Below are 23,390 nucleotides of genomic sequence, written 5' to 3'. Positions count from 1 at the left end.
ACAAGGAATGGATGGGGTAAGGATGAACTCGGGTTTCGAAACGATTATAGGCAGGGACATCGATTCTTACTTTGACATCTATACGCATGCTTCGGGACCAAGCGGCTCATTGCCGCTTACCCCGGATATGCTGCGCCATTCGCCTAGCGGCGATCTATTCGGCTTAACACAGAATGTTGGCATGGGATGGGATCCCGCGAAACTTCTAGGCAAGCAAATTCTCATTCTTGGAACGCAGGGTGGAATTCGAGATGAAGACGGTCATCCCATCGCGCTTGGTTATCATACTGGACATTGGGAAGTTGGAATCTTGATGAAAGCCGCGGCTGAAGAAATCGCGAGCCGCGGCGGAGTGCCCTTCGCGGGCTTCGTTAGCGATCCTTGCGATGGCCGTTCTCAAGGGACGACGGGCATGTTCGATTCTCTGCCGTTCCGAAACGATGCCGCAATGGTATTAAGACGTCTGATTCGATCCTTGCCGCAACGGTCGGCCGTGCTGGGAGTTGGAACATGCGACAAGGGATTGCCGTCTATGATGCTGGCTCTGGCCGGGATGAGCAAACTTCCAGGCGTAATCGTTCCAGGCGGCGTTACCCTTCCGCCGACCCATGGCGAGGACGCAGGCCAAATTCAAACGATTGGCGCGAGATATTCGAACGGTGAACTGTCGCTTGAAGAAGCGGCTGAACTTGGCTGCCGCGCTTGCGCAACTCCTGGCGGAGGCTGTCAGTTCCTAGGTACGGCGGGAACGGCACAAGTTATAGCGGAAGCTCTTGGCTTGACTGTACCTCATGCGGCGCTGGCGCCGTCAGGGCAGCCGGTGTGGGAAGAAATGGCAAGGCAATCCGCGAGATCCGCTCTCGGGATGGCGGAAAGCGGACTGACTACAGGCATGATTATCACGGATAGCGCCATTCGGAATGCGATGGCCGTTCATGCGGCCTTTGGCGGCTCTACAAATCTGCTCCTCCATATTCCTGCGATTGCGCATGCGGCGGGACTTTCCCTGCCAACGGTCAAGGATTGGGCAGAGATTAACCGCGCTGTTCCGCGATTAGTCAGCGTTCTTCCTAATGGACCTGAGCATCACCCGACCGTAAGAGCTTTCCTTGCCGGCGGCGTACCTGAGGTTATGCTGCATATGCGTAAGCTTGGCGTATTGGATGAAAAATCGCTCACGGTAACGGGCAATACCATTGGCGAGACGCTGGATTGGTGGGAATCGTCCGAACGACGTCGCCGCATGCGCCGCCATTTACTGGAGAACGAAGGGATCGATCCCGACCGGGTGATCTTCAGTCCGGAACGAGCCAAACAAGCAGGACTGAGCTCGACGGTGACCTTCCCGACCGGAAATATCTGTCCCGAGGGCTCTGTCATCAAATCGGCAGCTATTGATCCGTCTATGGTTGATAGTGAGGGCGTCTATCGCCACGTCGGCAGAGCGAAAGTGTTCACGACCGAACGCGCGGCTATCCATGCAATTAAGAATAAAGGCATCGTTGCCGGAGATATTATGGTGCTTATGGGACGGGGGCCATCGGGTACCGGGATGGAAGAGACTTATCAGTTGACCTCGGCTCTTAAGCATCTGCCATTCGGTAAAGAAGTATCGCTGCTTACGGACGCTCGCTTCTCGGGAGTGTCGACCGGCGCTTGTATTGGTCATATTGGGCCCGAAGCCTTGGCTGGCGGACCTGTTGGCAAGCTTCTCAATGGCGATTGGATCGATATCCGTATTGATCTGAATCGATTAGAGGGGCATATCGAGATGGTGGGCTGCGGCGAGGAACCGGAGGATTCGGAAGCGGGAACGAAAGTATTAGCTTCCAGAATGCCTCATCCCGATCTCGCGAAAGACCCTGAGCTTCCTGACGATACGCGTCTATGGGCAGCGCTGCAAGCTGCGAGCGGCGGCACATGGCGGGGATGCGTCTATGACGTAGATCGGATAGTCAAGCTGCTGGAAGCCGGAATGAACACGGCGGAAGGTCGAGAGATAATGAACGGTTAACCGGAACATGGAGGGGGCGAGAGTGTGATTAGCAATCCCATACGGCGTGGATATCATCCTGATATCCGTCCATCGTGCGCGTAGGAGAAGACTTCTAATCGGCGCGTCAACTTGAGTTGTTGTCTTGACTGGAGGATCGCTATGTCCATATTTCATTCGCATGAATGACGAAGTCCGGAAAAATCGAAACAGGGATCGCGTCGTCCACACTATAAGATTCGAATAACTCATACTTGCCGTTCTCTGATAGCGTATATACCGTAACGATCTTTTCCGAGGGGTACACGATCCAGTATTCCTTCACGCCTGATGATTCATAAAGCGACTTCTTCGTCGAGATGTCCAGTTTGAGACTACCCGGCGAAATAATCTCGACAACCAGATCCGGCGCCCCCTTGCAGCCCCGATCGTCCAGCTTGGATACATCGCATACAACCGTAATATCCGGCTGTACGACCGTATCGGTATCTTCATCCGACATACCGGGCTTCGGCAGACGGACGTCGAAGGGAGCAGGGTAAACTTCGCATGTTTTGCCGCGAAGGTAGGTTGCAAATCGGGAGCTTAATTCCATGAGTATTTTTTGGTGCATCCGCGAAGGCGCTGGGGTCATATTGTAGACGTCACCATCGATCAACTCAATCCGTGCACCTTCCGGCCATCGTAAGTATTGCCGATAAGTCAGCTTGGGTTGTTCTAGTGGTCTGCTCATCTTCTTCCCTCCATTCGGAAAATACTCTTATTCCCATTATAGCATAGATCGTAAAACGCCAACCGTAAGCGGATAGCCTGGCAGAGAAATGCTTATTGCAGATCAAAAAACGGTTGATCGTTAGTCGTGATCAGGCACCCCTCGACTTTCTTCAATGGAAATCAAAATCGCATGCCCGAGCTGTTGAGGCGCAACGTTCCAGACTATCCCTTCGTCTAAGTTAGCAAAGAGGTATCAGCGACTTGTAGGGGGCTGGTGGCGTGGTGCGGAAGGGGATATTGCTGCTTTTGGTGGTGGTGACGATTCTGTCGGCGTGCAGTTCGGGGAGGTCGGAGGAGGCGAAGAGCAACGAACGGGTGCCGATCCCGATTCCAGAAGACGTCGTATCGATAGCGGTGTTGGATCGGAAAGGCAGCGTTCTGCGGGAGCACCGGGAGGTTGATGTTCTTCAGCGTTTGCTGGACGGAACGCAACGGCCGATTTATGAATCGGGGAGTTCCATTTACGGCATGGCAGTGTCTCCCGACGGGCAGCATATCGCCGTCTTGACGGATTCGGAGTCCAACTTAGGCCCCTGCCGATCTGACGATTGTAGACGTGCAGGGTCAGGTGGTGTCGGCATTCCCTAAAGCGGCGTATATGGGGCACAGCGAGGGCTGGCACTTGATCTATCCGGTTGAATGGACCGATCGGGATACGGTTGCGGTTCCTCTGCTTGGCACCGCGGATTTCTCTTCCGCCAGAGGCAAAGCGCTGTTTCATTATCGCCAAGGGCTGCTGTCCAAGGTAGAGGCGCCGGTATTGCCGGAAGAAGCGTTGGCTCTACTGAAGTCGGAGCTCGGCGAGCAGGCGTCCTCGCAGATCGTGCGCACGCTTCCCAATCCGGACGATGAGCAAGCTCGTTATTATGCCGTTTCGCTGGCGGATATGGGGAGCTATCTGATCGTTCTTGACCACGATAAGGTTATGCGGCTGGGTACCGGGAACCCGCTCGTGTGGACTTCGGATGGGCAAATCGTCGTATGGCACTCTACGGAAGGGAATTCCGTGAGTCTTGCGAGTCTGGAGTAGGACAGGAATTAGACCCTGCGAGGATGAAACTGCTGACGGTATTTTTCGAAACGTATTTGCCGTTGACGGAAGCGGAGAATGAACAGTTGGCGAAGAAAATAGAGCGGACGGAATTAGAGGAGGCTGCGGTTATGGAGTGGTTAACTTCCTGGGAGAAGAAAGGTATGGAGAAAGGGATAGAAAAGGGTATGCTGAAAAGCAAAGAGGAAATCGCCGCCAAAATGCTGGCAAAGGGGCTTGATCCGGCAATGGTAGAAGAAATGACCGGTTTGCCGGCGGAGCGGATCGATGAGCTTAAGACATCGGTGTAAGAGCTAAGCCTATTTAGTCTGGGCGCGAACGGCTTCGGGGAAGGGTATGGCGCAACGGCACAGCCGGGAGCCCTGCAGAGAAAATCTGCTGAGGCTCCCGGCTGTTGTTCGTGTAGGAATTTACAGCACCTGCTCCAGAAACCGGGTCGCGCGCTCGCTCTGGGGCCGGCTGAAGAACTGCTCCGGCGCCGCCCGCTCGACGAGTCTGCCCTCGTCGAGGAAGTAGATCGTATCGGCGGCTTCCCGCGCGAACTTCATCTCGTGGGTGACGATCAGCATCGTCATTCCGCTCTCTGCCAGACCGCGAATGACGTTCAGAACTTCCTTGACCATCTCGGGATCAAGCGCCGAGGTCGGCTCGTCGAACAGCATGATGTCCGGCTCCATCGCCAGGCTTCGCGCGATCGCGACGCGCTGCTTCTGTCCGCCCGAGAGTCGGGACGGATAGCTGTCGGCCTTATCGGCCAAGCCGACGCGGGAGAGCAGCGCATGCGCCTTGGCGCGGGCCTCCTCCACGGACATGCCCTTGACCTCCACGGGGGCGAACGTAATATTGTCGAGCACCGTCATGTGCGGAAACAGGTGAAAATGCTGGAACACCATGCCGATTCCTTGCCGCACGCGGGCGATATCGGTTTTGGGGTCCGTCAGCTCGACGCCGTTAATGGCGATTGTCCCGGAGGTCGGCGTCTCGAGCAGGTTCAGGCAGCGGAGGAAGGTGGACTTGCCCGAACCCGACGGTCCGATCAGGGCGACGACCTCTCCTTTGTCCACTTGGGTCGTGATGCCCTTGAGCACCTGGGTTTTGCCAAAGGTTTTCGTCAAGTCGGTTACGTTAATCACTTCGGCGCAGCCTCCTTTCCAGCATGCGGGCAAGAGATGTCAGAACGAGCACGAGCACGTAATAGATCGCGGCGACGAGCAGCAGCGCCTCGAAGGAGCGGAAGGTGCTGGCCCGGACGACGTCCGCGCGGCGCATCAGCTCGGTGACGCCGATGACCGAGACGAGCGAGGATTCCTTCAGCAGCGCGACGAACTCGTTCACGAGCGCGGGCAGAATATGGCGGAGCGCCTGGGGGAAAATAATGCGAACCATCATTTTCCGGTAAGGAACCCCAAGGGCGATCGCAGCTTCGCGCTGGCCTTTGTCGACGGCCATGATGCCTCCGCGGATCGTCTCCGACAAGTACGCGGCGGAGTTGAGCCCGAACGCAAGGCCGGCCGCGAGCAGAGCGGGAATGTCGAAGCCGAACAGCTGCGGAGTCGCGTAGTAGATCAGCGTGAGCTGCACGAGCAGCGGAGTTCCGCGGAACACCGAAGTGTAGGCGGTGGCGAACGCGATCAGCGGCTTGACGCCGGAGATTTTGAACAGGGACAGAATCGTGCCCCAGATCAGCCCGAGCAGGGCCGAGACGAGGGTGAACAGCAGCGTGACGTAGACGCCTTTCAGAATGTACGGCACGTACCCGTCCAGCACCCGGAAGTCGATGTTCAGGAAGCCGCTCTCCCGCCCGGAAGCGTCTTCCTTTTCTCCAAACCATTTGCCGATAATGTTCTGCAGTTCTCCGTTTTCTTTCATTTCCGCAAGCACGCGGTTGAAATCCCCGACGAGCTGCGTCTGCTTGGGGAAGGCGATGGCGTAGCCGTTGTCCTCCTCCGAGACGGGCAGGAAATTCATGACGAGGCCGGGGTTCGCACCGACCATCTCCAGCGCGACGGCGTCCTCGACGATCGCCGCGTCGATGCGCCCGGAGTTGAGCTCCTGGATGAGATCGGCGATTTTGTTGAGCTTCTTCTGCCTGGCTCCCGGGATCGTCTCGGCGAATTGATCCTGAATCGAGCCGAGCTGCGAGCCGACGAGCTTGCCCGAGAGCTGATCTACGGTCTCGAACCCGTCGGCGCTCCGGGAGACGATCGTATTGCGGGCCGTGTAATAGCTGTCGGAGAAGGCGACGCTCATCTTGCGCTCCTCCGTCACCGACATTCCGGACATGACGAAGTCGACGCGTCCCGTCTGGAGCGCCGCAATCAAGCCGCTGAAGTCCATGCTGGCGATCTCCAGCTCGTAGCCGAGCCGGCTGGTGATGTACTTGGCGATGTCGATGTCCATGCCGACAATATCGCCGTTGTTCTTCGCGTCTACGCTTTCGTAGGGCGGATAATCGGGCGACGTGCCCATGACGAGCTTCTTCGTCCCTGCGGCCGGTTCGCTTGCCGTCGGCGCATCGGCGGCGTGAGCCCAGTGGATCCAGGGCCCGACTGCCGGACCGAGCGACAGAAGCAGCAGCGCGAACGCGATGAGCGGCACGCACAGGGCGGCGCGTAGGTTGTTCCGGTCCATAGTATCCTCGTTTCTTGTGCGCATCTATCTTATAGTCATCTCCAAAGTATAAGCCGTTCATTGGAGGATGTGAAGAAGCGAGGAGGGATAAGCCTTGTTCCAAATAATCCCTATGAAAACGGAGGCCGGCAGCTCATGTCGACCGTTCTCGCCGGCGTCTAGCCGTCAAGGCATTCCGCGAGGAAAGCGAGCGTCATGTCCAGGCAGACGGCGGCCTCGGGCGTATCCAACCGGAACTGGTACTCATGATTCACGACGCCTTCGGATAACGGGAAAAACAGAGAAGCGACCCGAACGCCCAGCGTCCTCAGCCTTGTCTCCAGCTCCTTGCCGTGCATCTCGAACGAACCCGTATTGCCGTCGGTAATAAACGCGGGAGGAAACCGATCCGTCACGTAGTCGACGGTCGAAGCATTCCGCGCATGGACGCTGTCCCTCCATTTCCGTTCCCCGATATAGGCCCATCCGATCTGGTGCATGAAAAACCTGCCGGCCCTGTCTTGCACGTTGGCCAGCCGCTTCACGTCATAGGGCCCGCAATACAGGAGCGCGGCTTTCAGCGCGCGCGGCGGTACCGACGGCGCAATTCCGGTTAGCCGCGCCAGCTCGGAATTGGTCTGAATCGCTGCGAACTGGGAGGCGATCTGTGCGCCCGCGGAATCTCCTCCGATAATGAGGCGATCCAGGTCCAGCGTCGGATAGCTCTCGGCCTCTTCGGTCAAATAGCGGACAACCTCCGCCATCTGCAGCACGGGAACCGGATAACGCGCTTCGGGCGCAGTCTCATAGTTCATGCTGACGACCGTATAGCCTTGACTTGCCATCACGGCGCACCAAGAGGCAGTACCCTCCTTGTCGCCCGCCACGAACGCTCCGCCGTGGACCCACAAGATCGTCGGAAGCTTGTCCTCGCCGTCTGCCGGCCAATAAATATCCAGCTTATTCGCCCGATAATCCGAAGGGTACGTCACGTTCTCCGCCTTCCTGATCCGCTGCTCGTACTCGGCGATATGGCTAGGCGGAACGAGCCCCGGGTCGGGCTGGCGCCGAAGCCACCGGACGAACGGCTCCGGCGACGACCGCACGGCGATTCTTATTTTCATAACCGTCATAAAACCGGTGAAAGCAACCGCTTTAACGATGCGTCCGAATAGGGCCAACTGGCAATCACTCCTCGTCATACCTGACTGATGCCCTTATCCTATCAGGCCGCTCGGCGAAAGATCCACCCTTGTTCCGACGGGGACAAGGTCGAATTCCGACTAACGGAAGCCCGATGCGGCAAAAGGTCGCAAAATGCGAGGGTTTTGGTCGGATGAGGAGCAGAAGCGCTCTCCGGAAGAGCGTTACGATGGAGCGGGGCAACGCTACGGATGAGATATAATAACCTAGAAGCTCTTATCATCCGACAGGGGGAACCATCATGTTCAGACGCTTCGCTTCAATCCCTTGGGGCTCGATCAGGGTCAAGCTTGTGCTTGGCCTATTCAGCATTACGGTTCCATTGATCGCTTTGCTCCTATACAACAACGATTACAGCGTGCGCGTCATTCACAATCAGGTGGCGATGTCCAATAAGACGCTGATCTCCATTCACATGAGGCAGATCGACGATCAGCTGTCCGAGGTGGAGCGTCATCTGACGGGTTTGGCGTTCTCGGATTTCAATCTGCTGACGATGGGCGACCAGCAGGCAACGGAAGATCAGTACATGATGGCCAAGAGCGGCGCCTCTCGCCTGCTGACCTCCGATCTTATCGTCTATCCGTATATCGACGGCTTCTTCGTCTACTCCCTGCCCAAGCAGGATATGATGGAGGCGTACAAGCCGGCTGTAAGCTACAGCCGGCTGACCGGGCTTCGTCAAGCGTTGACGGAGCAGATTTTGCGGCTGACGCAACAGCCGCTGCACGTCAACACCGAATGGGCGTCGATGCACGTTGACGGCGACCCCTACATCGTGCGTCTGCTTAGAAGCGGCGAGCTGTATATCGGAGCGTGGGTGAAGGTCCAGACGATGCTGGCGCCGCTGAGCGAGATGAACACGGGGAAGACGGGGGCCGTTCTCATCGTGGACGGAGCGGGTGAACGGCTGGGAGGCACCCAGCCGCTGGAGGTCGAAGGCCTGGATTTCACGCAAGGTTTCCACGATTATTACTTGTCGGGCAGCCGGGGCGACTATCTCGTCGTCGGGGAATCGTCGCGCAAGGGCGCTTTCAGCCTCGTCGCGGTCAGTCTGGACAAGCAGATTCTCGAAAATCTCCCCTATCTGGCGAACGCGGCCAACTTCGTCATCGTAGTGGCGGTGGCGATGCTGCTGCTGAGCGCGTGGTTTCTGCGCAAGGTGCTGCTTATGCCGCTGCGGAAGCTGATGGTCGGGATGCGCCTGATCGGAGAAGGGAACCTTAATCTTCAAATCGAGGAATCTCCCGTGCCGGATGAATTCCAGCTCGTCAATCGCACGTTTAACCAGATGATCACCCAGATCGAAGAGCTGAAAATTCACGTATACGAAGAACAGCTAAGCAAGCAGCGGGCCGAACTGAAGCATCTGCAGCTTCAGATCAATCCGCATTTTTTCATGAACTCGCTGAACATTTTGTACAATCTGGCTCAGGTCAAGCAGTACGAGCTGATCCAGGAAATGACGATGTGCCTCGTGCAATATTTTCGTTACATGTTCCAAAGCAATCATCCGCTCGTACAGCTCAAAGACGAGCTGAAGCATATCCGCAATTATTTGCACATTCAGCAGATGCGGCTGCCTAATCGTTTCGACTGCGATATTCGGGTGCCGGAATACCTTCAGGAGACGCCGATTCCGCCGCTCATTCTGCAGACGCTCGTCGAGAACACGATCAAGCACGCCGTCCGCATGGACGGTTCGATCTCCATGCACCTCGAAGCCTCGCTGGACACGCTGGCCGACGAACCGTTGGTTTGCCTCTCGGTTCGCGATACGGGCAAAGGCTTTTCCGACGAAGCGCTGGATACGATCCGCAGCGGCAGGCAGATCGCGGACGAGAACGGCGCGCATATCGGATTGTGGAACGTGCGGGAGCGCCTGCGGCTGCAATTCGGGGAGCGCGCATGGATGGAATGCTATAACGACGATCCGCACGGCGCGGTCGTTGAGCTTGTGATTCCGCTGCGACCGGAGCCGGAAGGGAAGGAGGGAGACGAAGATGAGCCGATTGCTGATCGTGGATGACGAGCCGATTGCCGTCGAAGGGCTGAAGTCGGGAGTGGATTGGCCCGGGATCGGGATTACCCGCTTGTTCGAAGCTTACAGCCCCGATCAGGCCAAGGAAATCTTCCGCAACGAGCCGATCGATATTTTACTGTGCGACATCGAGATGCCCCAGGGAACCGGGCTGGAGCTGCTGGAGTGGGTCAGACGGCACTACCCGCGGACGGAAACCATTTTCTTGACCTGCCACGCCGATTTCCAATACGCCAAGCAAGCGATGCAGCTCGGCAGCCTTGACTATTTGCTGAAGCCGATCCCGTACGGCGAGCTTACCGAAGCCGTTCGGAAGGCGATGCGCAAGCTCGACCAGGACAACCGGCTGAACGAGTTCAGCCAATACGGCAAATATTGGGTCAAGCATCAGCCGCTGATCGTAGAGCGGTTCTGGCTGGACATTTTGAACCAAGCGATTCCGGGCGACGCGGCAGCGCAGAAGAAGGCGGCCGAGGAACGGAATATTCCGTATTCGCAAGAGATGACCTTTGTTCCCGTTCTGATCCGCATCAGAAGATGGTATAAGGAAGTTTCGCTGCGAGACGAGAAAGTGCTGGAATACGCCATTCGCAAGTCGGCCGAGGAGCTTCTGCTGAGCGACCTGGAGAGCGGGCTGCTGGTGTCGCTTGGCGGCGGCTGCATGCTGGCGCTCGCCAGCGGAGAGTCGGTCATGGCAGACGAGGAGCGGCTGCGCGCGGCCTGCGAGAAGTTCGTCGAAGCCTGCGGTTCCTTCTTCTACGCGGGAGTGGCCTGTTATATCGGCGAAAGCGCGCAGGGGCACCACATGGCGTCTATCTATTCCAGGCTGCGCAGACTCGACGCGAATAACGTGGCCTACGACCAACGCGTATTCTCGCTTCACGACCCGCAGGCCTCCATGAGCGGGCATCTGCCGCCGGATATGAGCATGTGGGCCGTGCTGCTGAAGGAAGCCAAACGGGCCGAGCTGTCCAAAGCCGTGGAGGAATACCTGAAGTCGCAGGCGGCCTCCGGGCAACTGAATTCCGATACGCTGAACCGGTTCATACAAGACTTCCAGCAGATGGTATACTACGTGCTCCAAGTCAAAGGCATCCAGGCGCATCAGTTGTTCGGGGACGAACGCTCGACGGAGCTGATCGCCGCATCGATGCGTTCGGCCAACGATTCGCTGAACTGGCTCAGGCATATGATCGGCAGGTCCATGGAGGTCATCGCCGACGTCGATCAATCGCAGAGCGTCGTGGACAAGGTCAAAGCCTACATTCGCGAAAATTTGGACAAGGACATTTCCCGAGAGGATATCGCTCATTCCGTTTATTTGAATCCGGACTATTTGACGCGTATTTTCAAGAAGGAGACGGGATTGTCGATTTCCGATTATTTGCTTCAGCAGCGCTTGGAGATCGCCGCCGGCCTTCTGATCAATACGGAGATGTCCGTCGCCTCGATCGCGGGCAAGATCGGCTACGCCAACTTCTCGCACTTCTCGCGCATGTTCAAGAAATATATGCAGCTCAATCCGGTCGAGTATCGCAGCAAGCACCAGGGAGAACGCTTCGCGGACGGAAGTCGGGAAAGTGGCAGGGAGAAGTCGTAAGACGGGCAGAGTCGTTCCCATCGCCCCCGTACAATAGAGACAGCAACATCACAACGATTAACAGCGGGGGGATTAAGTTGAAGAGAGTCATGCAAGGGTCATTATTGCTTCTGCTCAGCTTTGCGCTGATCTTGTCGGCATGCGGCGGCAGTAACAACAAAGACAACAACGGTGCGGCAAGCGGAAATAGCGAAAATAGTGCGGAGAGCGGCAAACCGTCCGCAGCGGAAGACGACGGGCCGGTCGAAGAGTTGATCGTCGCGTTCCCGATCGTCTCCCCCGATCTTACGGGGCTGCAGCTCGTGGAACAGGAAATGAACAAAATTACGGAATCGAAGATCAAGGTTCGGGTCAAGTTCATGCCGATCAACGCCGGCGAATGGCTGCAACGGACAAACCTGATTTTCAGCTCGAATGAGAAATTGGATCTAACCTACGTGCATGGCACCATGTACAGCAACATGGTTGCCAAGGGCATGCTCAGTCCCCTTGACGATCTCATCGGGGAGTATGGCAGCGGAATTACGGCTTCCCTCGAACAAAAATACCTGAACGCCACGAAGATCGGCGGCAAGATCTACAGCGTTCCGTCCGTGCGCGACTTGGCGGGCAGCTACGGGTATACCATTCGTAAAGATCTGGTGGAAAAGCACAACATCGACATGAGCGCGATCAAGACATTGGACGATGTAGCGAACGTACTGCAATTGCTCAAAGAAAAAGAGCCGGATAGGGTGCCGATCTCGACCGGCGGAACGCAGTCGTTCCGCGACGTGTACAAGTTCTATGACGAGCTTGGCGACAATATGGGGGTTCTCCCGCATTACGACAACGGCTTGAAGGTCGTTAACCTGTTCGAAACGCAGGAATACGCGGACTTCGTCAAGAGAATCCGCGAGTGGTACAAAGCGGGATATATTTTGAGCGATGCGGCTACGAACAAATTGAGCTTGGTCGAGCTGATGAGTTCGGGTAAAGTCGCCTCGTACATCGGGATGCAGAAACCGGGATTCGACGTGCAAGAAACGAAAAACAACGGAGTCGAGGTCGTTTCCGCGGAATTGAATCCTCCATACAGCACCACTTCGAACATAACGCTTGCAATGTGGGGAATTCCGGTGCACTCGAAGCTTCCCGAGAAAGCGATGAAATTCCTGAACCTGATGTATGAGGACGAAAACATCGTGAACCTGTTCAGCTGGGGGATTGAAGGCACGCACTATGTGAAGGTGCAAGACAAGATCATCAAGTATCCGGAAGGCAAGGATGCGAACTCGGTGGGCTTCAACAGCTTGCAATGGATGTTCGGCAATCAGTTCAAAGCCTATGTGCTGGAAAGCAACGATCCTGAAATTTGGAGCAAAATGAAAGAGTTCAACGAATCGGCGACGCCATCCAAAGCGCTCGGGTTCATCTTCGACGGCTCCAACGTGAAGACGGAATACGCGGCAGTCTCCAACGTGATCAACGAATACAAGCTGTCTCTGGAGACGGGCAGCGTCGACCCGGACAAAATTCTCCCTCAATTCATCGATAAGCTGCAAGCGGCCGGAATCGACAAGATCGTCGCAGAGAAGCAGAAGCAATTGGATGAGTGGGCGGCGGCCAACGGCGTAAAGTAAATTTTCATAACAAGCAAGCGCCCGATCAGTCGAAGATTGGTCGGGCTTATTATTCCGCAGCTGTCATCCAGTGGGGGGAACGTGATGAATACAGAAGTGAAACGAAAAAGAATCAACCTCCGTCGGTATATCCCGCTTTATATCATGACCATACCGGGACTGGCCTATTTGCTGATCAACAACTATTTGCCGATGTTCGGCCTCTCCATTGCCTTCAAGGATATCAATTACGCGAAAGGGATATGGGGCAGCGACTGGGTCGGGTTCAAGAACTTCAGTTATTTATTTGCGACAAGCGACGCTTACATCATTACGCGCAACACGATTCTGTACAACGCGGTATTCATCGTCCTTGGACTTGGTTTTGCGATCCTGATCGCCATATTGCTCAACGAGATTCGCAGCAGGTTCTCGCAGCGTTTCTATCAGAGCGTCATGATATTGCCTCATATGATTTCCATCATTCTGGTCAGCTATCTCGTGTATGCGCTGCTCGGTCCGGCCACGGGCTTTGTGAACAAGACTATTCTGCCGATGCTTGGGGTCGAACCGATCTCCTGGTATTTGGAATCCAAGTATTGGCCTTATATTTTAACGATCGTGCATATTTGGAAAGGGGCCGGGTACTCGTGCATCGTCTTCCTGGCCGCCATTATCGGGATTGACCGGGAGTACTACGAAGCGGCCGGGCTTGACGGCGCATCCAAGTGGCAGCAAATTCGCAAAATCACGCTTCCGATGATCTCTCCGATCATCACGATGCTCACCTTGCTTGCGATCGGCCGAATTTTCTACTCCGACTTCGGTTTGTTCTATCAGATCCCGATGAACTCCGGTGCGATATACGATACGACCAACGTTATCGACACCTACGTATTCCGCGGTCTGATGCAGCTCGGCGATATCGGGATGTCCGCTGCGGCAGGGTTCTATCAATCCATTGTCGGCTTCGTCCTGGTTCTGGTGTCGAACTATATCGTCCGTAAAATCGACAGAGACAACGCACTGTTCTGATAAGGGGGGAGTCTTATGAAGAATCAATACCGCGGATGGCAGGTCGCGTCTCATCTCGTGCTCGGTTTGTTTTCGCTGGCCTGCATCCTTCCGTTTGTCCTGCTGTTTATCTCCTCTATTACGGATGATAAAGCGATCGTGAGAGACGGGTATTCCTTCTTTCCGTCGGAATTCAGCTTTGGCGCATACGAATATTTGTGGAAAAACTCCGACACCATCCTCCACGCTTACGGCATTACCATCCTGATCACGGTTGTCGGTACGGTGACGAGTCTTGCGATCACGTCCTTGCTGGCTTATCCGTTGTCGCGCAGGGACTTGCCGGGGGGCAAGGTGCTGGCCTTCATTGTATTTTTCACCTTGCTGTTTAACGGCGGCCTGGTGCCGACGTATATGGTCTACACCAAAGTATTCGAGCTTCAAAATACGCTCTGGGCGCAATTGATCCCGTGGCTGCTGATGAACGGATTTAACGTGCTGTTGATGCGCGCTTTCTTCACCAACACGATTCCGACCGCGGTGATCGAATCCGCCAGTATCGACGGAGCGAGCGAATTCAAGATCTATTACCGCATCATTTTGCAGCTGTCGCTGCCGATTCTCGCGACGATCGGTTTGTTCCAGGCGCTTGCTTTCTGGAATGACTGGAACAACGGACTGATCTTTATCAACGATCCGAATCTGCTTAATCTTCAGAACGTGCTAAACCGCATTATGAGCAACATCGAGTTCTTATCTATGAACAGCAGTATGGGAGCTACCGACGCTTTGGCGATGCTGCCCAAAGAAACGTTTCGCATGGCGATCGCCGTCGTGGCGATCGTACCGATTCTGCTCGCTTATCCGTTTTTCCAGAAGTATTTCGTTAAAGGTTTGATGATCGGCGCCGTAAAAGGCTGATGGGATGAAGAGTGGAGGGACAGCCATGTTGGGCTTGTGGCATACGGTTGTAGCGACACCGTTAATGAAGCTGAAAATCCAATTCAAGGTGACGAAGAAAGCGGGCTACTCGTTGGATATCGCGACGGAACCGCTGGCCATTCCGATTCAGATCGAATCGCTTGCGGTGGAGGGCAATCGGCTCCATGGCCGGGCGAAAGCGTTCTGGAGACCGGACGAGGAGATCGTCGTAGATCTGGCGTTCGAAGATGACCGCCTGAGCGGAGAGATGCGCATGCCCGGTCTCGGAAGCTTGCCGATCGAGGCGGCCAGGGGCCGCGGACTTGCTCTATCGGAAGCGCTGGCCGAGCAGGTGAAGCCTTATCGGAAGGATGACGTGGCAAAGCGATCCGACGAGGAGATTCGGGAAGCGGTGGACGCTCTTCTGGGCCGGCTGTCGCTCGAAGAGAAGATCGGCCAGATGTTCCAGGTTCCCGCGTCGAACTTCTCGTTCGGCCATGCGGTGGAGACCGATCCGCCGGAGAAGCTGATCGCCGAGGGCCGAGCGGGTTCGGTGCTGGGCGCGTTCGATGTCAGCCGGGTATTCGAGCTGCAGAAGATCGCGGTGGAGCAATCGCCGCATCGTATTCCTCTGTTGTTCAATGCGGATATTATTCACGGCTCGCAGACGATCTTCCCGATTCCGCTGGCCTGGTCCTGCAGCTGGGATCTCGATGGGATCAAGGAAGCGTGCGCGATCGCGGCGAAGGAAGCGAGCGCATCGGGTACGGTGTACAACCACGGGCCGATGATCGATGTGAGCAGGGACCCGCGATGGGGCCGAGTGTCCGAGGGGGCGGGCGAGGACCCGTACTTGGGCGCGCTGATTGCGAAAGCGCAGGTTGAAGGTTTCCAGGGGGATTCGCTGCTGGACCCGGAAACGATCGTGGCTTGTCTGAAGCACTTTATCGGTTACGGCGCAGCCGAAGGCGGGCGCGATTACAATACGGTCGATCTGTCGGAAGCGACGCTGCGCAATGTATACTTGCCGCCGTTCCAGGCGGGCCTGCAAGCCGGAGCGGGTTCGGTCATGAACGCGTTCAATATTTATCAAGGCGTGCCGGTGGCGGCAAGCAAGGCCGTGATGAAGGACCTGCTGCGCGATGAGCTCGGCTTCGACGGCATCTTGATCTCGGACTACGGCGCGGTGGACGAAATTGTCGTGCATGGCCTGACGGACGATGTGAAGGAAGCCGCGAAAATGGCGGTCGACGCGACGATGGATATCGAGATGGCGACGCGCACGTTCGAGCACTTGCCGCAGCTGGTGGGGGAAGGGAAAATCTCGGAGGCGCAGATTAACGATGCCGCTCGCCGCATTTTGACGCTGAAGTATAAGCTCGGTTTGATGGATGATCCGTTCCGTTATGTTCGCCCGGAGAAGGAAGCGGAATATCATTTTCACGAGGATCATCTGCAATCCAGCCGCGATCTTGCGCGAAAGTCCATCGTGCTATTGAAAAATGACGGAGTACTGCCTATGGCGGGCAACGGCGGAGGTAAGGTCGCGCTGATCGGCCCGTTCGCGGACAGCCGGGATTTGCTCGGTCCGTGGCAGTTCTCGAGGTTCGGCCATGAGACGGTGACCTTGTACGAAGGCTTGCGCGACAAGGGAATCTCGGAAGAGCGATTGCTGTATGCCAAAGGGTGCGGGGTTCATGAGCCGATAGAGGGCGGGATCGAGGAAGCTTTGGAGAAGGCGGAACAGGCAGACGTTGTCCTTCTGGCACTCGGGGAGAGCAGCGACATGTCCGGGGAAGCGGCTTCGCGGATGAGCATCGAATTGCCGGAAGCGCAGAAGAAGCTCGCGGAAGCCGTGGCCGCGCTTGGCAAACCGGTCGTGCTCGTGCTGACGAACGGTCGCCCGCTGGTGCTGGATTGGTTTGACAGGAACGTGAATGCAATTGTGGAAACGTGGTTCCTGGGCTCCCAGGCCGGACATGCGATTGCCGACGTGCTCGTAGGCGATTACAACCCTTCGGGGAAGCTGACGATGAGCTTTCCGGCGCATACCGGGCAAATTCCGGTGTATTATAACCATTTTCGCACCGGAAGACCGCTTACGGAAGCCAACCGTCATCAGAAGTTTATCTCCAAATATGTGGACGGCCCGAATGATCCGCTGTATCCGTTCGGCTTCGGGCTCAGCTATACCCGGTTTGAATATTCGGATCTGAAGCTGGATCGCGATCGGCTTGCGGTGGGCGAGGAGATTCGAGTGTCAGTCACGGTGAGCAATGCGGGCCGGATCGGCGGAGAAGAAACCGTGCAGCTGTACATCCAGGATTGCCATGGCAGCATCGTGCGTCCGGTGAAGGAGCTGAAAGGGTTCAGCAAGCTTCATCTTGCCGCAGGCGAAAGCAAAGAAGTGGAGTTCCGGATTGCCGAAGAGAGTTTAACCTTCTGGACGCCGGGAGTCGGTTATGCGGCAGAGCCGGGCAAGTTCTTCGTATTTGTCGGCTCCAACAGCAGGGACGTACGATCGGCCGAGTTTATATGGGTTGGGGCATAAGCAGAATGAGGGGAGAAATTCGGAATGAGCAAACAACGGGACATTAAAAGCTTGATTGCGCAAATGACCTTGGAGGAGAAAGCAAGCCTGTGCACGGGGCGCGACGTCTGGCATACCCAAGCCGTGGAGAGATTGGGCATCCCCTCCGTTATGGTGACCGACGGCCCGCACGGGCTGCGCAAGCAGGTCGAGAATGCCGATCATCTGGGGTTGTTCGACAGCGTACCGTCCACTTGCTTTCCGTCCGCAGCAGGCATTGCCAGCTCGTGGAATCGGGAGCTGATTGCGCAGATGGGAGAGGCGCTGGGCATGGAATGCCAGGCGGAGAACGTCGGCGTGCTGCTCGGTCCGGGAGCCAACATCAAGAGATCGCCGCTGTGCGGACGCAACTTCGAGTATTTCTCCGAAGATCCGTACCTCTCTTCCGAAATGGCTACCCACCATATCAAGGGGGTACAAAGCCAAGGCGTAGGGACTTCGCTTAAGCATTTCGCGGCGAACAATCAAGAGTTTCGCCGGATGAGCGCCGACTCCGTCGTGGACGAGCGGACGCTCCGCGAAATTTATTTGGCCAGCTTCGAGGGAGCGGTGAAGAACGCGCAGCCATGGACGGTAATGTGCGCGTACAACAAAGTCAACGGCGAGTATGCGGCGCAAAATGAATGGTTGCTGACGGATGTGCTGAAGAACGAGTGGGGCCATGAAGGCTTCGTCGTGTCGGACTGGGGCGCGGTCGTTGATCGAGTGCAAAGCCTTGCGGTGGGCTTGGAGCTCGAAATGCCGCGCGAAGGCGAAGGCATCAAGCAAATCGTCGAGGCGGTTCGAAGCGGACAACTCCCGGAAGAGAAGCTTGATGCAGCTCTGGAGCGGCTTCTGACGATCGTATTCAAAGCCGTGGATCATCGCAAGCCCGGCGCGACTTACGATCGGGAGGCGCATCACCGGCTTGCCCGCGAGATCGCGGCCGAGAGCATGGTGCTGCTGAAGAATGAGAACAACGTATTGCCGCTTAAGCGCGGCGGCAAGATTGCCGTCATCGGCGAGCTGGCCCGAGCGCCGCGATATCAAGGAAGCGGAAGCTCGCAGATCAATCCGACCAAGCTGGACGATATCGTCGAAGAGCTGACCGCATCGGCAGGAGAAGGCGCGCAGGTTGTCTACTCGCAAGGATATGACTTGAAGGTTGACGATATCAACGCTCAGTTGAGCGAAGAAGCGCTTCGCGCGGCGAAGGAAGCAGAGGTTGCGGTCGTGTTCGCCGGACTGCCGAAGCGCTACGAATCGGAAGGCTACGACCGGAAGCATATGCGCATGCCTGCCAACCAAGTCGCGTTAATCGAAGCGGTTGCGGCCGTACAGCCGAACCTGGTCGTCGTGCTCTGCAACGGCTCTCCGATCGAGATGCCGTGGCTGGACAAAGCCCGAGGCGTGCTCGAGGCTTATCTTGGCGGTCAAGCGCTTGGCGGCGCCGTGGCCGATCTTCTGTTCGGCGATGCGAATCCTTCCGGCAAGCTGGCGGAGACGTTCCCGGCGCAACTGAGCGACAATCCGACGTATCTCGACTATCCGTGCAAAGGCGATCGCGTGGAGTACAAAGAAGGCCTGTTCGTAGGCTATCGTTACTACGACAAGAAGCAGCTGCGGCCGCTATTCCCGTTCGGCTACGGTCTCAGCTACACGACCTTCTCCTACTCCAACCTGATTGTGGATAAGAAAGAGCTTGCGGACACGGATACGCTGAAGGTAACCGTTCAAGTGAAAAACACGGGCGAGCGCGCTGGCAAAGAAATCGTGCAGCTGTATGTCCGAGATATGGACAGCAGCGTTCTCCGCCCGCTGAAGGAGCTGAAAGGCTTCGACAAAGTTTCCCTGGAGCCGGGTGAGGAAACTGCGGTTTCCTTCGAGCTCGACAAGCGCAGCTTTGCTTTCTACGAGGTCGGCGAGCAGGATTGGATCGTCGAAACGGGACAATTCGAGATTCTGATCGGGCGCTCCTCGCAGGATATCGCGCTGTCGGAGACGGTGACGGTTCGCTCGACATCGGACCGCAAGGTTGTGTACGACCGCAACTCTACGCTGGCCGACTTGATGCTGTCGGACAAAGGCATCGCCTTCATGCAGAAGCTTCGCGAACTGCTTCCGTTCGGCCATGTGGCCGACGAAGACAGCAAGGCCATGCTGGAAGGCTTCCGAGAGAGCTTCCCGCTGCGATCGCTGGCCCAGTTCAGCGGCGGCAAATTCGGGGAGAAGGAATTGGCGGAGCTTCTGGAGCATCTGAACAGCTGATCGCTGATAACCTGTCCGAAGCCGGCAAAGCCATCCTTTCGGAATGCAATGGACTTTCTCTTGTGGGTTCAACCGATTACAGTTTATGCAAAAGGGGCGGGCTTAAATGACCGAGTTCATGAACTTGTATCCGAAGCCGCGCAGCTTCAAGTCTCTGGGAGGCTCCTCGGTGCTGTCTCCGCATTTGAAGCTGCGTGCAATTGGGGATGAGGCGCAGCGGCTCATTGCGAACGTACAAGTCGAGCGGCGTTATCATAGAGCGATGAAGGGCGGCTTCTCGGTAAAAGGCGCTTCCTCCGCCGAGACGGCATTCGAAATGGAGTTTCTGCCCGATCTGCAGCCGCAAGGGTATGTATTGGAATGGAGCAACGATAGGTTGAAGGTCGGCGCCGGCACCGAGATCGGCTTGCACTATGCGATGGTGACCTTGGAGCAGTTAGTAAGTCGGGAAGGAACAACACTGGGGCATTTCCGCATCGAAGACGAGCCCAGTTTCCCGGTGCGGGGTGTCATGCTCGACATTGGCCGCAACAAAATTCCGAAGATGGATACGCTGTACGCGCTGATCGACAAGCTGTCCGAGCTGAAGTTCAACCATCTTCAGCTCTACATGGAAGGCTTCTGCTTCGACTACGCCAAGTACAGATCGTCGTTCCCGGAGGCCACGCCGCTCTCCGCGGCGGAATTCCGGGAGCTGGACGCCTACGCCCGAAGCCGATACATCGATCTGGTGCCGAATCAGAACTGTCTCGGCCATATGGGGCCGTGGCTGGCCAAGCCGGAGTTCCGCGAGCTGGCCGAGCACCCGGACGGGATGGAGCCGCCGATTCCGCTCCCGTTCAAGCTGCCGCCAACGACGATGAATCCGGCGAACGAACGCTCCGCCGCGCTGGCGAAGGATTTGTTCGACGAGCTGCTGCCGAATTTCTCGTCCGAATACGTCAACCTCAACATGGACGAGCCGTTCGGACTCGGATCGGGCAAGAGCAAGGAGCGGGCCGACGAGATCGGCGTCGGGGAGCTGTACTTCAACTACGCGGAGAAAATGTTCGAGGCCGCGCGCAGCCACAGCAAGAAAGCGATGATGTGGGGCGACGTGCTGGCGCATCACCCCGAGCTGATCCGGCGGCTGCCGTCCGACGTGACGGTGCTGCACTGGAACTACGACGCTCCCGTACCGTTCGAGCCGCATTGCCGCAGGCTCCGGGAGAATGGCGTTCGCTACTATGTATGTCCCGGCACCAGCGGCTGGTCCTCGATCGCGGGACGCACGGACAATATGCTCGGCAACATTGCGGACGCCGCGAGGAGCGGCCTGGCGCACGGAGCGGAAGGACTGATCGTCGCCGATTGGGGCGACGGCGGACATTGGCAGGTGCCGGCTGTCGGCTATCCGGCCATCGCCTACGCGGCTGGCGCAAGCTGGCAGACGGAGGCGAATGTGGACGAGTTAGAGGCGCTGGAAGAGTATGTCTCGGCTCGGATGCTCCGGGACCGCAGCGGTACCGGAGGACGCTTCCTTCTGGAGTTGGGCCGGTACGGCCGTCTGGAGCGAAGCACGATGGAGAACGGCACCTACACCGCCTATTTGCTCGGCCGGGGACTGTCCGATCGGGAGACGCTGGAGCGGGATACCGCGATCCGGACGGAAGTGCTGAAGCTGATCGGCGGCAGCGGCACGCCGTTTACGCAGGACTACCGCTTCGACGAGACGGAGAGCTGGCTGAAGGAGCGGCAGGAGGAATTGAATCGCCTTGAGCTTGAAGGACCGGATGCCGCGATCGTGCGCGACGAGTTGGCCAACACGTTGCGGCTGATCGAGCAGGGCGCCGGCCTACACCGGTATATTTACCGGCAAGGCTTGGAGGGGGCGGCCGCCGAGCGGGAATGGCTGGAGCGGCTCCGGGAGCAGCTCGAGACGGCGCTCTCCGAGTTCAAGCGACTCTGGCTGGCGCGCAATCGCGAAGGCGGCCTGTCCTCAAGCGCCGCGGCGTTCTCCAAGCTTCTCGCGCAATACGAAGAAGCGTTACAAGAGTAGACAACAAGGAGAGATCCGCCTCAAGCCGAGGGGGTCTCTTTTTGTTGTACAGGGCGCTTTCCCGGCTCGATAGCGGAACGACGTTAAGCGGACCCCTGTTCAGAAATTATTCAAATCCGGAAGCTACAATGGAATAGGTGTTCTGATTTTGAATGATTTTATAATTGTGACGGAGGGTGAGTATGGGTTCTTCTGTGAAAAAAGGCTTGGCGGAATTCATTGGTACATTCGTGCTCGTATTGTTTGGCTGCGGGAGTGCGGCGACTGCCGGAGGGAATCTGGGCAATCTGGGGATCGCTCTGGCGTTCGGACTGTCCATCGTGGCGATGGCGTACGCCATCGGCCCGGTGTCCGGGTGTCACATTAACCCTGCGGTATCCTTCGCCATGCTGATCAGGCGCAAGATATCGGGCGCCGACTTCATTCTGTACGTCGTCTCTCAGATCGCCGGCGGCTTGGCGGGCGCAGCGCTCCTGTACGCGATCATCGATTCGACGGGCGCAGCCGTCACCAGTCTGGGCGCCAACGGCTTCGGAGAAGGCTACGGCATCGGAATTTCGCTGGCGATGGCAATCGTCGTGGAGATCGTTCTAACCTTCGTCTTCGTATACGCGATTCTCGGCGTCACTTCGACGGAGAGCAACGGCAGAGTGGCAGGGCTGGTCATTGGGCTTACGCTTGCGTTCGTGCACATTTTGGGTATCGCTTTGACCGGCACCTCGGTGAATCCGGCCCGCAGCCTGGCTCCGGCCGTTCTGCTGGGCGGCACCGCTATGGAGCAGGTTTGGGTGTTCCTGACGGCTCCTTTGGCGGGGGGCTTCTTGGCAGCCGTCGTGCACAGGTTCTTGAATCGCCAATAGGATGCGAAACCGGGACCCCCGCAAGCCTCTGCGGGGGTCCCGGCTTTCCTAGAAACACGTAAAAGATTGAATTCTCCTCAGGTCGAAACCGGAGAACATCCAGAAAAATCCGTTCCAACGAAATCCGGAGACGGACGTGCGTCCGACGAACACCGGGTAGAACCAGAAACCCGGTCCGCTCTGCGGCCAAATATAGGTTTGGCGGAACAGGCATCCGGAGATGGCTCCCGGGTCTACCGCAAGCGTCGAAGCGAGCGGCTGCTGCGGAACGGTCTGCGGAGGCGGAGCGGTCGGGGGCTGCAGTCCGCCTTGCGGTCCGAGAGGGGGCGTAATGGCCAAGAGGATCTCACCTTTCCTGTTCGTGATCGGAAATCTTAAAGCAGCGAAATCGTGAGCAGATTAAACAGCACCAACGGAAGCACGAAGTTGGCATAAGGATTAGGCGGAAGCGGTCCCGGGAAAAAGGCGCGGGAGCAGCCCTCGTTCGATAGAGACAGATACAGAACTCCGTTATGGCAATAGCGGATATGTCCTTCGAATACGTCGCCGTCCATCGTCTCGACGACGACCAACCGATTGGAATGACGAGAGCACAGCTGATGCAGTTGATCCCTCACCGAGCGCAACGTCTTGTGAACCTGGGAATCGCATTGATAGATCGGCGTCAGCTGATGCTGAACCTGATTTGACGAGCTCATTCTAACGACCTCCGTGTGCAGAGCATGGAACATTCTATGCGGAAGCCCAGTTCGGGGTTACGGGAAAACGCCGACCGCTTTCTTGTGCAAAATACGCCGTCCGCGACGATCCGAGTTGACGGAGAAGTCAACGTTGACAGCTCCGCCCA

At 57.0% G+C, this 23,390-nt stretch carries 18 protein-coding genes; 12 read left to right on the top strand and 6 right to left on the bottom strand.

Features of this window, described 5'->3' with window-relative positions:
* Window positions 1-22 precede the first annotated feature (22 nt).
* Window positions 23-2,014, top strand: coding sequence for a YjhG/YagF family D-xylonate dehydratase (locus ACESLM_RS10885; protein ID WP_372631603.1), 1,992 nt, complete (start codon window positions 23-25; stop codon window positions 2,012-2,014).
* A 139-nt stretch (window positions 2,015-2,153) separates the two neighbouring features.
* On the opposite strand, the gene ACESLM_RS10880 is transcribed toward ACESLM_RS10885, so the two are convergent.
* Window positions 2,154-2,726, bottom strand: a complete 573-nt coding sequence (locus tag ACESLM_RS10880) for a Uma2 family endonuclease (protein ID WP_372631602.1) — start codon at window positions 2,724-2,726, stop codon at window positions 2,154-2,156.
* A gap of 612 nt (window positions 2,727-3,338) precedes the next feature.
* Between ACESLM_RS10880 and ACESLM_RS10875 the strand changes: the two genes are divergently transcribed.
* Entirely contained in the window at window positions 3,339-3,797 is a 459-nt protein-coding gene (locus ACESLM_RS10875) for a hypothetical protein (RefSeq protein WP_372631600.1), read from the top strand.
* A gap of 23 nt (window positions 3,798-3,820) precedes the next feature.
* Entirely contained in the window at window positions 3,821-4,108 is a 288-nt protein-coding gene (locus ACESLM_RS10870; RefSeq protein WP_372631599.1) for an RpnC/YadD family protein, read from the top strand.
* 120 nt (window positions 4,109-4,228) lie between these two features.
* Here ACESLM_RS10870 and ACESLM_RS10865 read toward each other — a convergent pair whose 3' ends face one another.
* The 3 genes from ACESLM_RS10865 to ACESLM_RS10855 form a co-directional block, all read right to left on the bottom strand.
* The gene (locus tag ACESLM_RS10865) at window positions 4,229-4,951 is read right to left on the bottom strand and encodes an amino acid ABC transporter ATP-binding protein (protein WP_372631598.1); all 723 of its coding nucleotides are present in this window, start codon (window positions 4,949-4,951) and stop codon (window positions 4,229-4,231) included.
* Entirely contained in the window at window positions 4,944-6,449 is a 1,506-nt protein-coding gene (locus tag ACESLM_RS10860; RefSeq protein WP_372631597.1) for an ABC transporter substrate-binding protein/permease, read from the bottom strand. Before ACESLM_RS10860 ends, ACESLM_RS10865 begins: the two co-directional genes overlap by 8 nt.
* Window positions 6,450-6,607: 158 nt before the next feature.
* On the bottom strand, window positions 6,608-7,609 hold the full coding sequence (locus ACESLM_RS10855; protein ID WP_372631596.1) for an alpha/beta hydrolase: 1,002 nt from the start codon (window positions 7,607-7,609) through the stop codon (window positions 6,608-6,610).
* 263 nt (window positions 7,610-7,872) lie between these two features.
* On the opposite strand from ACESLM_RS10855, the gene ACESLM_RS10850 reads away from it, so the two are divergent.
* The 9 genes from ACESLM_RS10850 (at window position 7,873) to ACESLM_RS10810 (ending at window position 22,543) form a co-directional block, all read left to right on the top strand.
* On the top strand, window positions 7,873-9,660 hold the full coding sequence (locus ACESLM_RS10850; RefSeq protein WP_372631595.1) for a sensor histidine kinase: 1,788 nt from the start codon (window positions 7,873-7,875) through the stop codon (window positions 9,658-9,660).
* A complete protein-coding gene (locus ACESLM_RS10845; protein ID WP_372631594.1) occupies window positions 9,635-11,272 on the top strand; it encodes a response regulator in 1,638 nt (545 codons plus the stop codon). Before ACESLM_RS10850 ends, ACESLM_RS10845 begins: the two co-directional genes overlap by 26 nt.
* 77 nt (window positions 11,273-11,349) lie before the next feature.
* Entirely contained in the window at window positions 11,350-12,894 is a 1,545-nt protein-coding gene (locus ACESLM_RS10840) for an ABC transporter substrate-binding protein (protein ID WP_372631592.1), read from the top strand.
* An 84-nt stretch (window positions 12,895-12,978) separates the two neighbouring features.
* Complete coding sequence (locus ACESLM_RS10835; protein WP_372631591.1) at window positions 12,979-13,908, top strand: ABC transporter permease; 930 nt, start codon at window positions 12,979-12,981, stop codon at window positions 13,906-13,908.
* A 15-nt stretch (window positions 13,909-13,923) separates the two neighbouring features.
* Window positions 13,924-14,808, top strand: a complete 885-nt coding sequence (locus ACESLM_RS10830; RefSeq protein ID WP_372631590.1) for a carbohydrate ABC transporter permease — start codon at window positions 13,924-13,926, stop codon at window positions 14,806-14,808.
* Window positions 14,809-14,833: 25 nt separating this feature from the next.
* Window positions 14,834-17,359, top strand: a complete 2,526-nt coding sequence (locus ACESLM_RS10825) for a glycoside hydrolase family 3 N-terminal domain-containing protein (RefSeq protein ID WP_372631589.1) — start codon at window positions 14,834-14,836, stop codon at window positions 17,357-17,359.
* A 24-nt stretch (window positions 17,360-17,383) separates the two neighbouring features.
* Complete coding sequence (locus ACESLM_RS10820; protein ID WP_372631588.1) at window positions 17,384-19,645, top strand: glycoside hydrolase family 3 C-terminal domain-containing protein; 2,262 nt, start codon at window positions 17,384-17,386, stop codon at window positions 19,643-19,645.
* Window positions 19,646-19,751: 106 nt separating this feature from the next.
* A complete protein-coding gene (locus ACESLM_RS10815) occupies window positions 19,752-21,683 on the top strand; it encodes a beta-N-acetylhexosaminidase (RefSeq protein WP_372631587.1) in 1,932 nt (643 codons plus the stop codon).
* Window positions 21,684-21,865: 182 nt separating this feature from the next.
* Entirely contained in the window at window positions 21,866-22,543 is a 678-nt protein-coding gene (locus ACESLM_RS10810) for an MIP/aquaporin family protein (protein ID WP_372631586.1), read from the top strand.
* 48 nt (window positions 22,544-22,591) lie between these two features.
* Here ACESLM_RS10810 and ACESLM_RS10805 read toward each other — a convergent pair whose 3' ends face one another.
* Together ACESLM_RS10805 and ACESLM_RS10800 are read right to left on the bottom strand one after the other, a co-directional pair.
* The gene (locus ACESLM_RS10805) at window positions 22,592-22,882 is read right to left on the bottom strand and encodes a transporter (protein ID WP_094050557.1); all 291 of its coding nucleotides are present in this window, start codon (window positions 22,880-22,882) and stop codon (window positions 22,592-22,594) included.
* 35 nt (window positions 22,883-22,917) lie between these two features.
* The gene (locus tag ACESLM_RS10800) at window positions 22,918-23,241 is read right to left on the bottom strand and encodes a hypothetical protein (protein ID WP_372631585.1); all 324 of its coding nucleotides are present in this window, start codon (window positions 23,239-23,241) and stop codon (window positions 22,918-22,920) included.
* Window positions 23,242-23,390: the final 149 nt, after the last annotated feature.

The organism is Cohnella sp., assembly GCF_041641335.1.
Lineage (GTDB): Bacteria > Bacillota > Bacilli > Paenibacillales > Paenibacillaceae > Cohnella.
Note: the sequence above shows the minus strand (reverse complement) of the source record. Positions and strands in the feature narration are given on the sequence as shown.

Coding starts and splice junctions, on each gene's coding strand:
- ACESLM_RS10815 (WP_372631587.1), top strand. CDS start 19,752: ATGACCGAGTTCATGAACTTGTATCCGAAGCCGCGCAGCTTCAAGTCT.
- ACESLM_RS10870 (WP_372631599.1), top strand. CDS start 3,821: ATGAAACTGCTGACGGTATTTTTCGAAACGTATTTGCCGTTGACGGAA.
- ACESLM_RS10880 (WP_372631602.1), bottom strand. CDS start 2,726: ATGAGCAGACCACTAGAACAACCCAAGCTGACTTATCGGCAATACTTA.
- ACESLM_RS10835 (WP_372631591.1), top strand. CDS start 12,979: ATGAATACAGAAGTGAAACGAAAAAGAATCAACCTCCGTCGGTATATC.
- ACESLM_RS10810 (WP_372631586.1), top strand. CDS start 21,866: ATGGGTTCTTCTGTGAAAAAAGGCTTGGCGGAATTCATTGGTACATTC.
- ACESLM_RS10830 (WP_372631590.1), top strand. CDS start 13,924: ATGAAGAATCAATACCGCGGATGGCAGGTCGCGTCTCATCTCGTGCTC.
- ACESLM_RS10860 (WP_372631597.1), bottom strand. CDS start 6,449: ATGGACCGGAACAACCTACGCGCCGCCCTGTGCGTGCCGCTCATCGCG.
- ACESLM_RS10845 (WP_372631594.1), top strand. CDS start 9,635: ATGAGCCGATTGCTGATCGTGGATGACGAGCCGATTGCCGTCGAAGGG.
- ACESLM_RS10800 (WP_372631585.1), bottom strand. CDS start 23,241: ATGAGCTCGTCAAATCAGGTTCAGCATCAGCTGACGCCGATCTATCAA.
- ACESLM_RS10850 (WP_372631595.1), top strand. CDS start 7,873: ATGTTCAGACGCTTCGCTTCAATCCCTTGGGGCTCGATCAGGGTCAAG.
- ACESLM_RS10820 (WP_372631588.1), top strand. CDS start 17,384: ATGAGCAAACAACGGGACATTAAAAGCTTGATTGCGCAAATGACCTTG.
- ACESLM_RS10885 (WP_372631603.1), top strand. CDS start 23: ATGAACTCGGGTTTCGAAACGATTATAGGCAGGGACATCGATTCTTAC.
- ACESLM_RS10825 (WP_372631589.1), top strand. CDS start 14,834: ATGTTGGGCTTGTGGCATACGGTTGTAGCGACACCGTTAATGAAGCTG.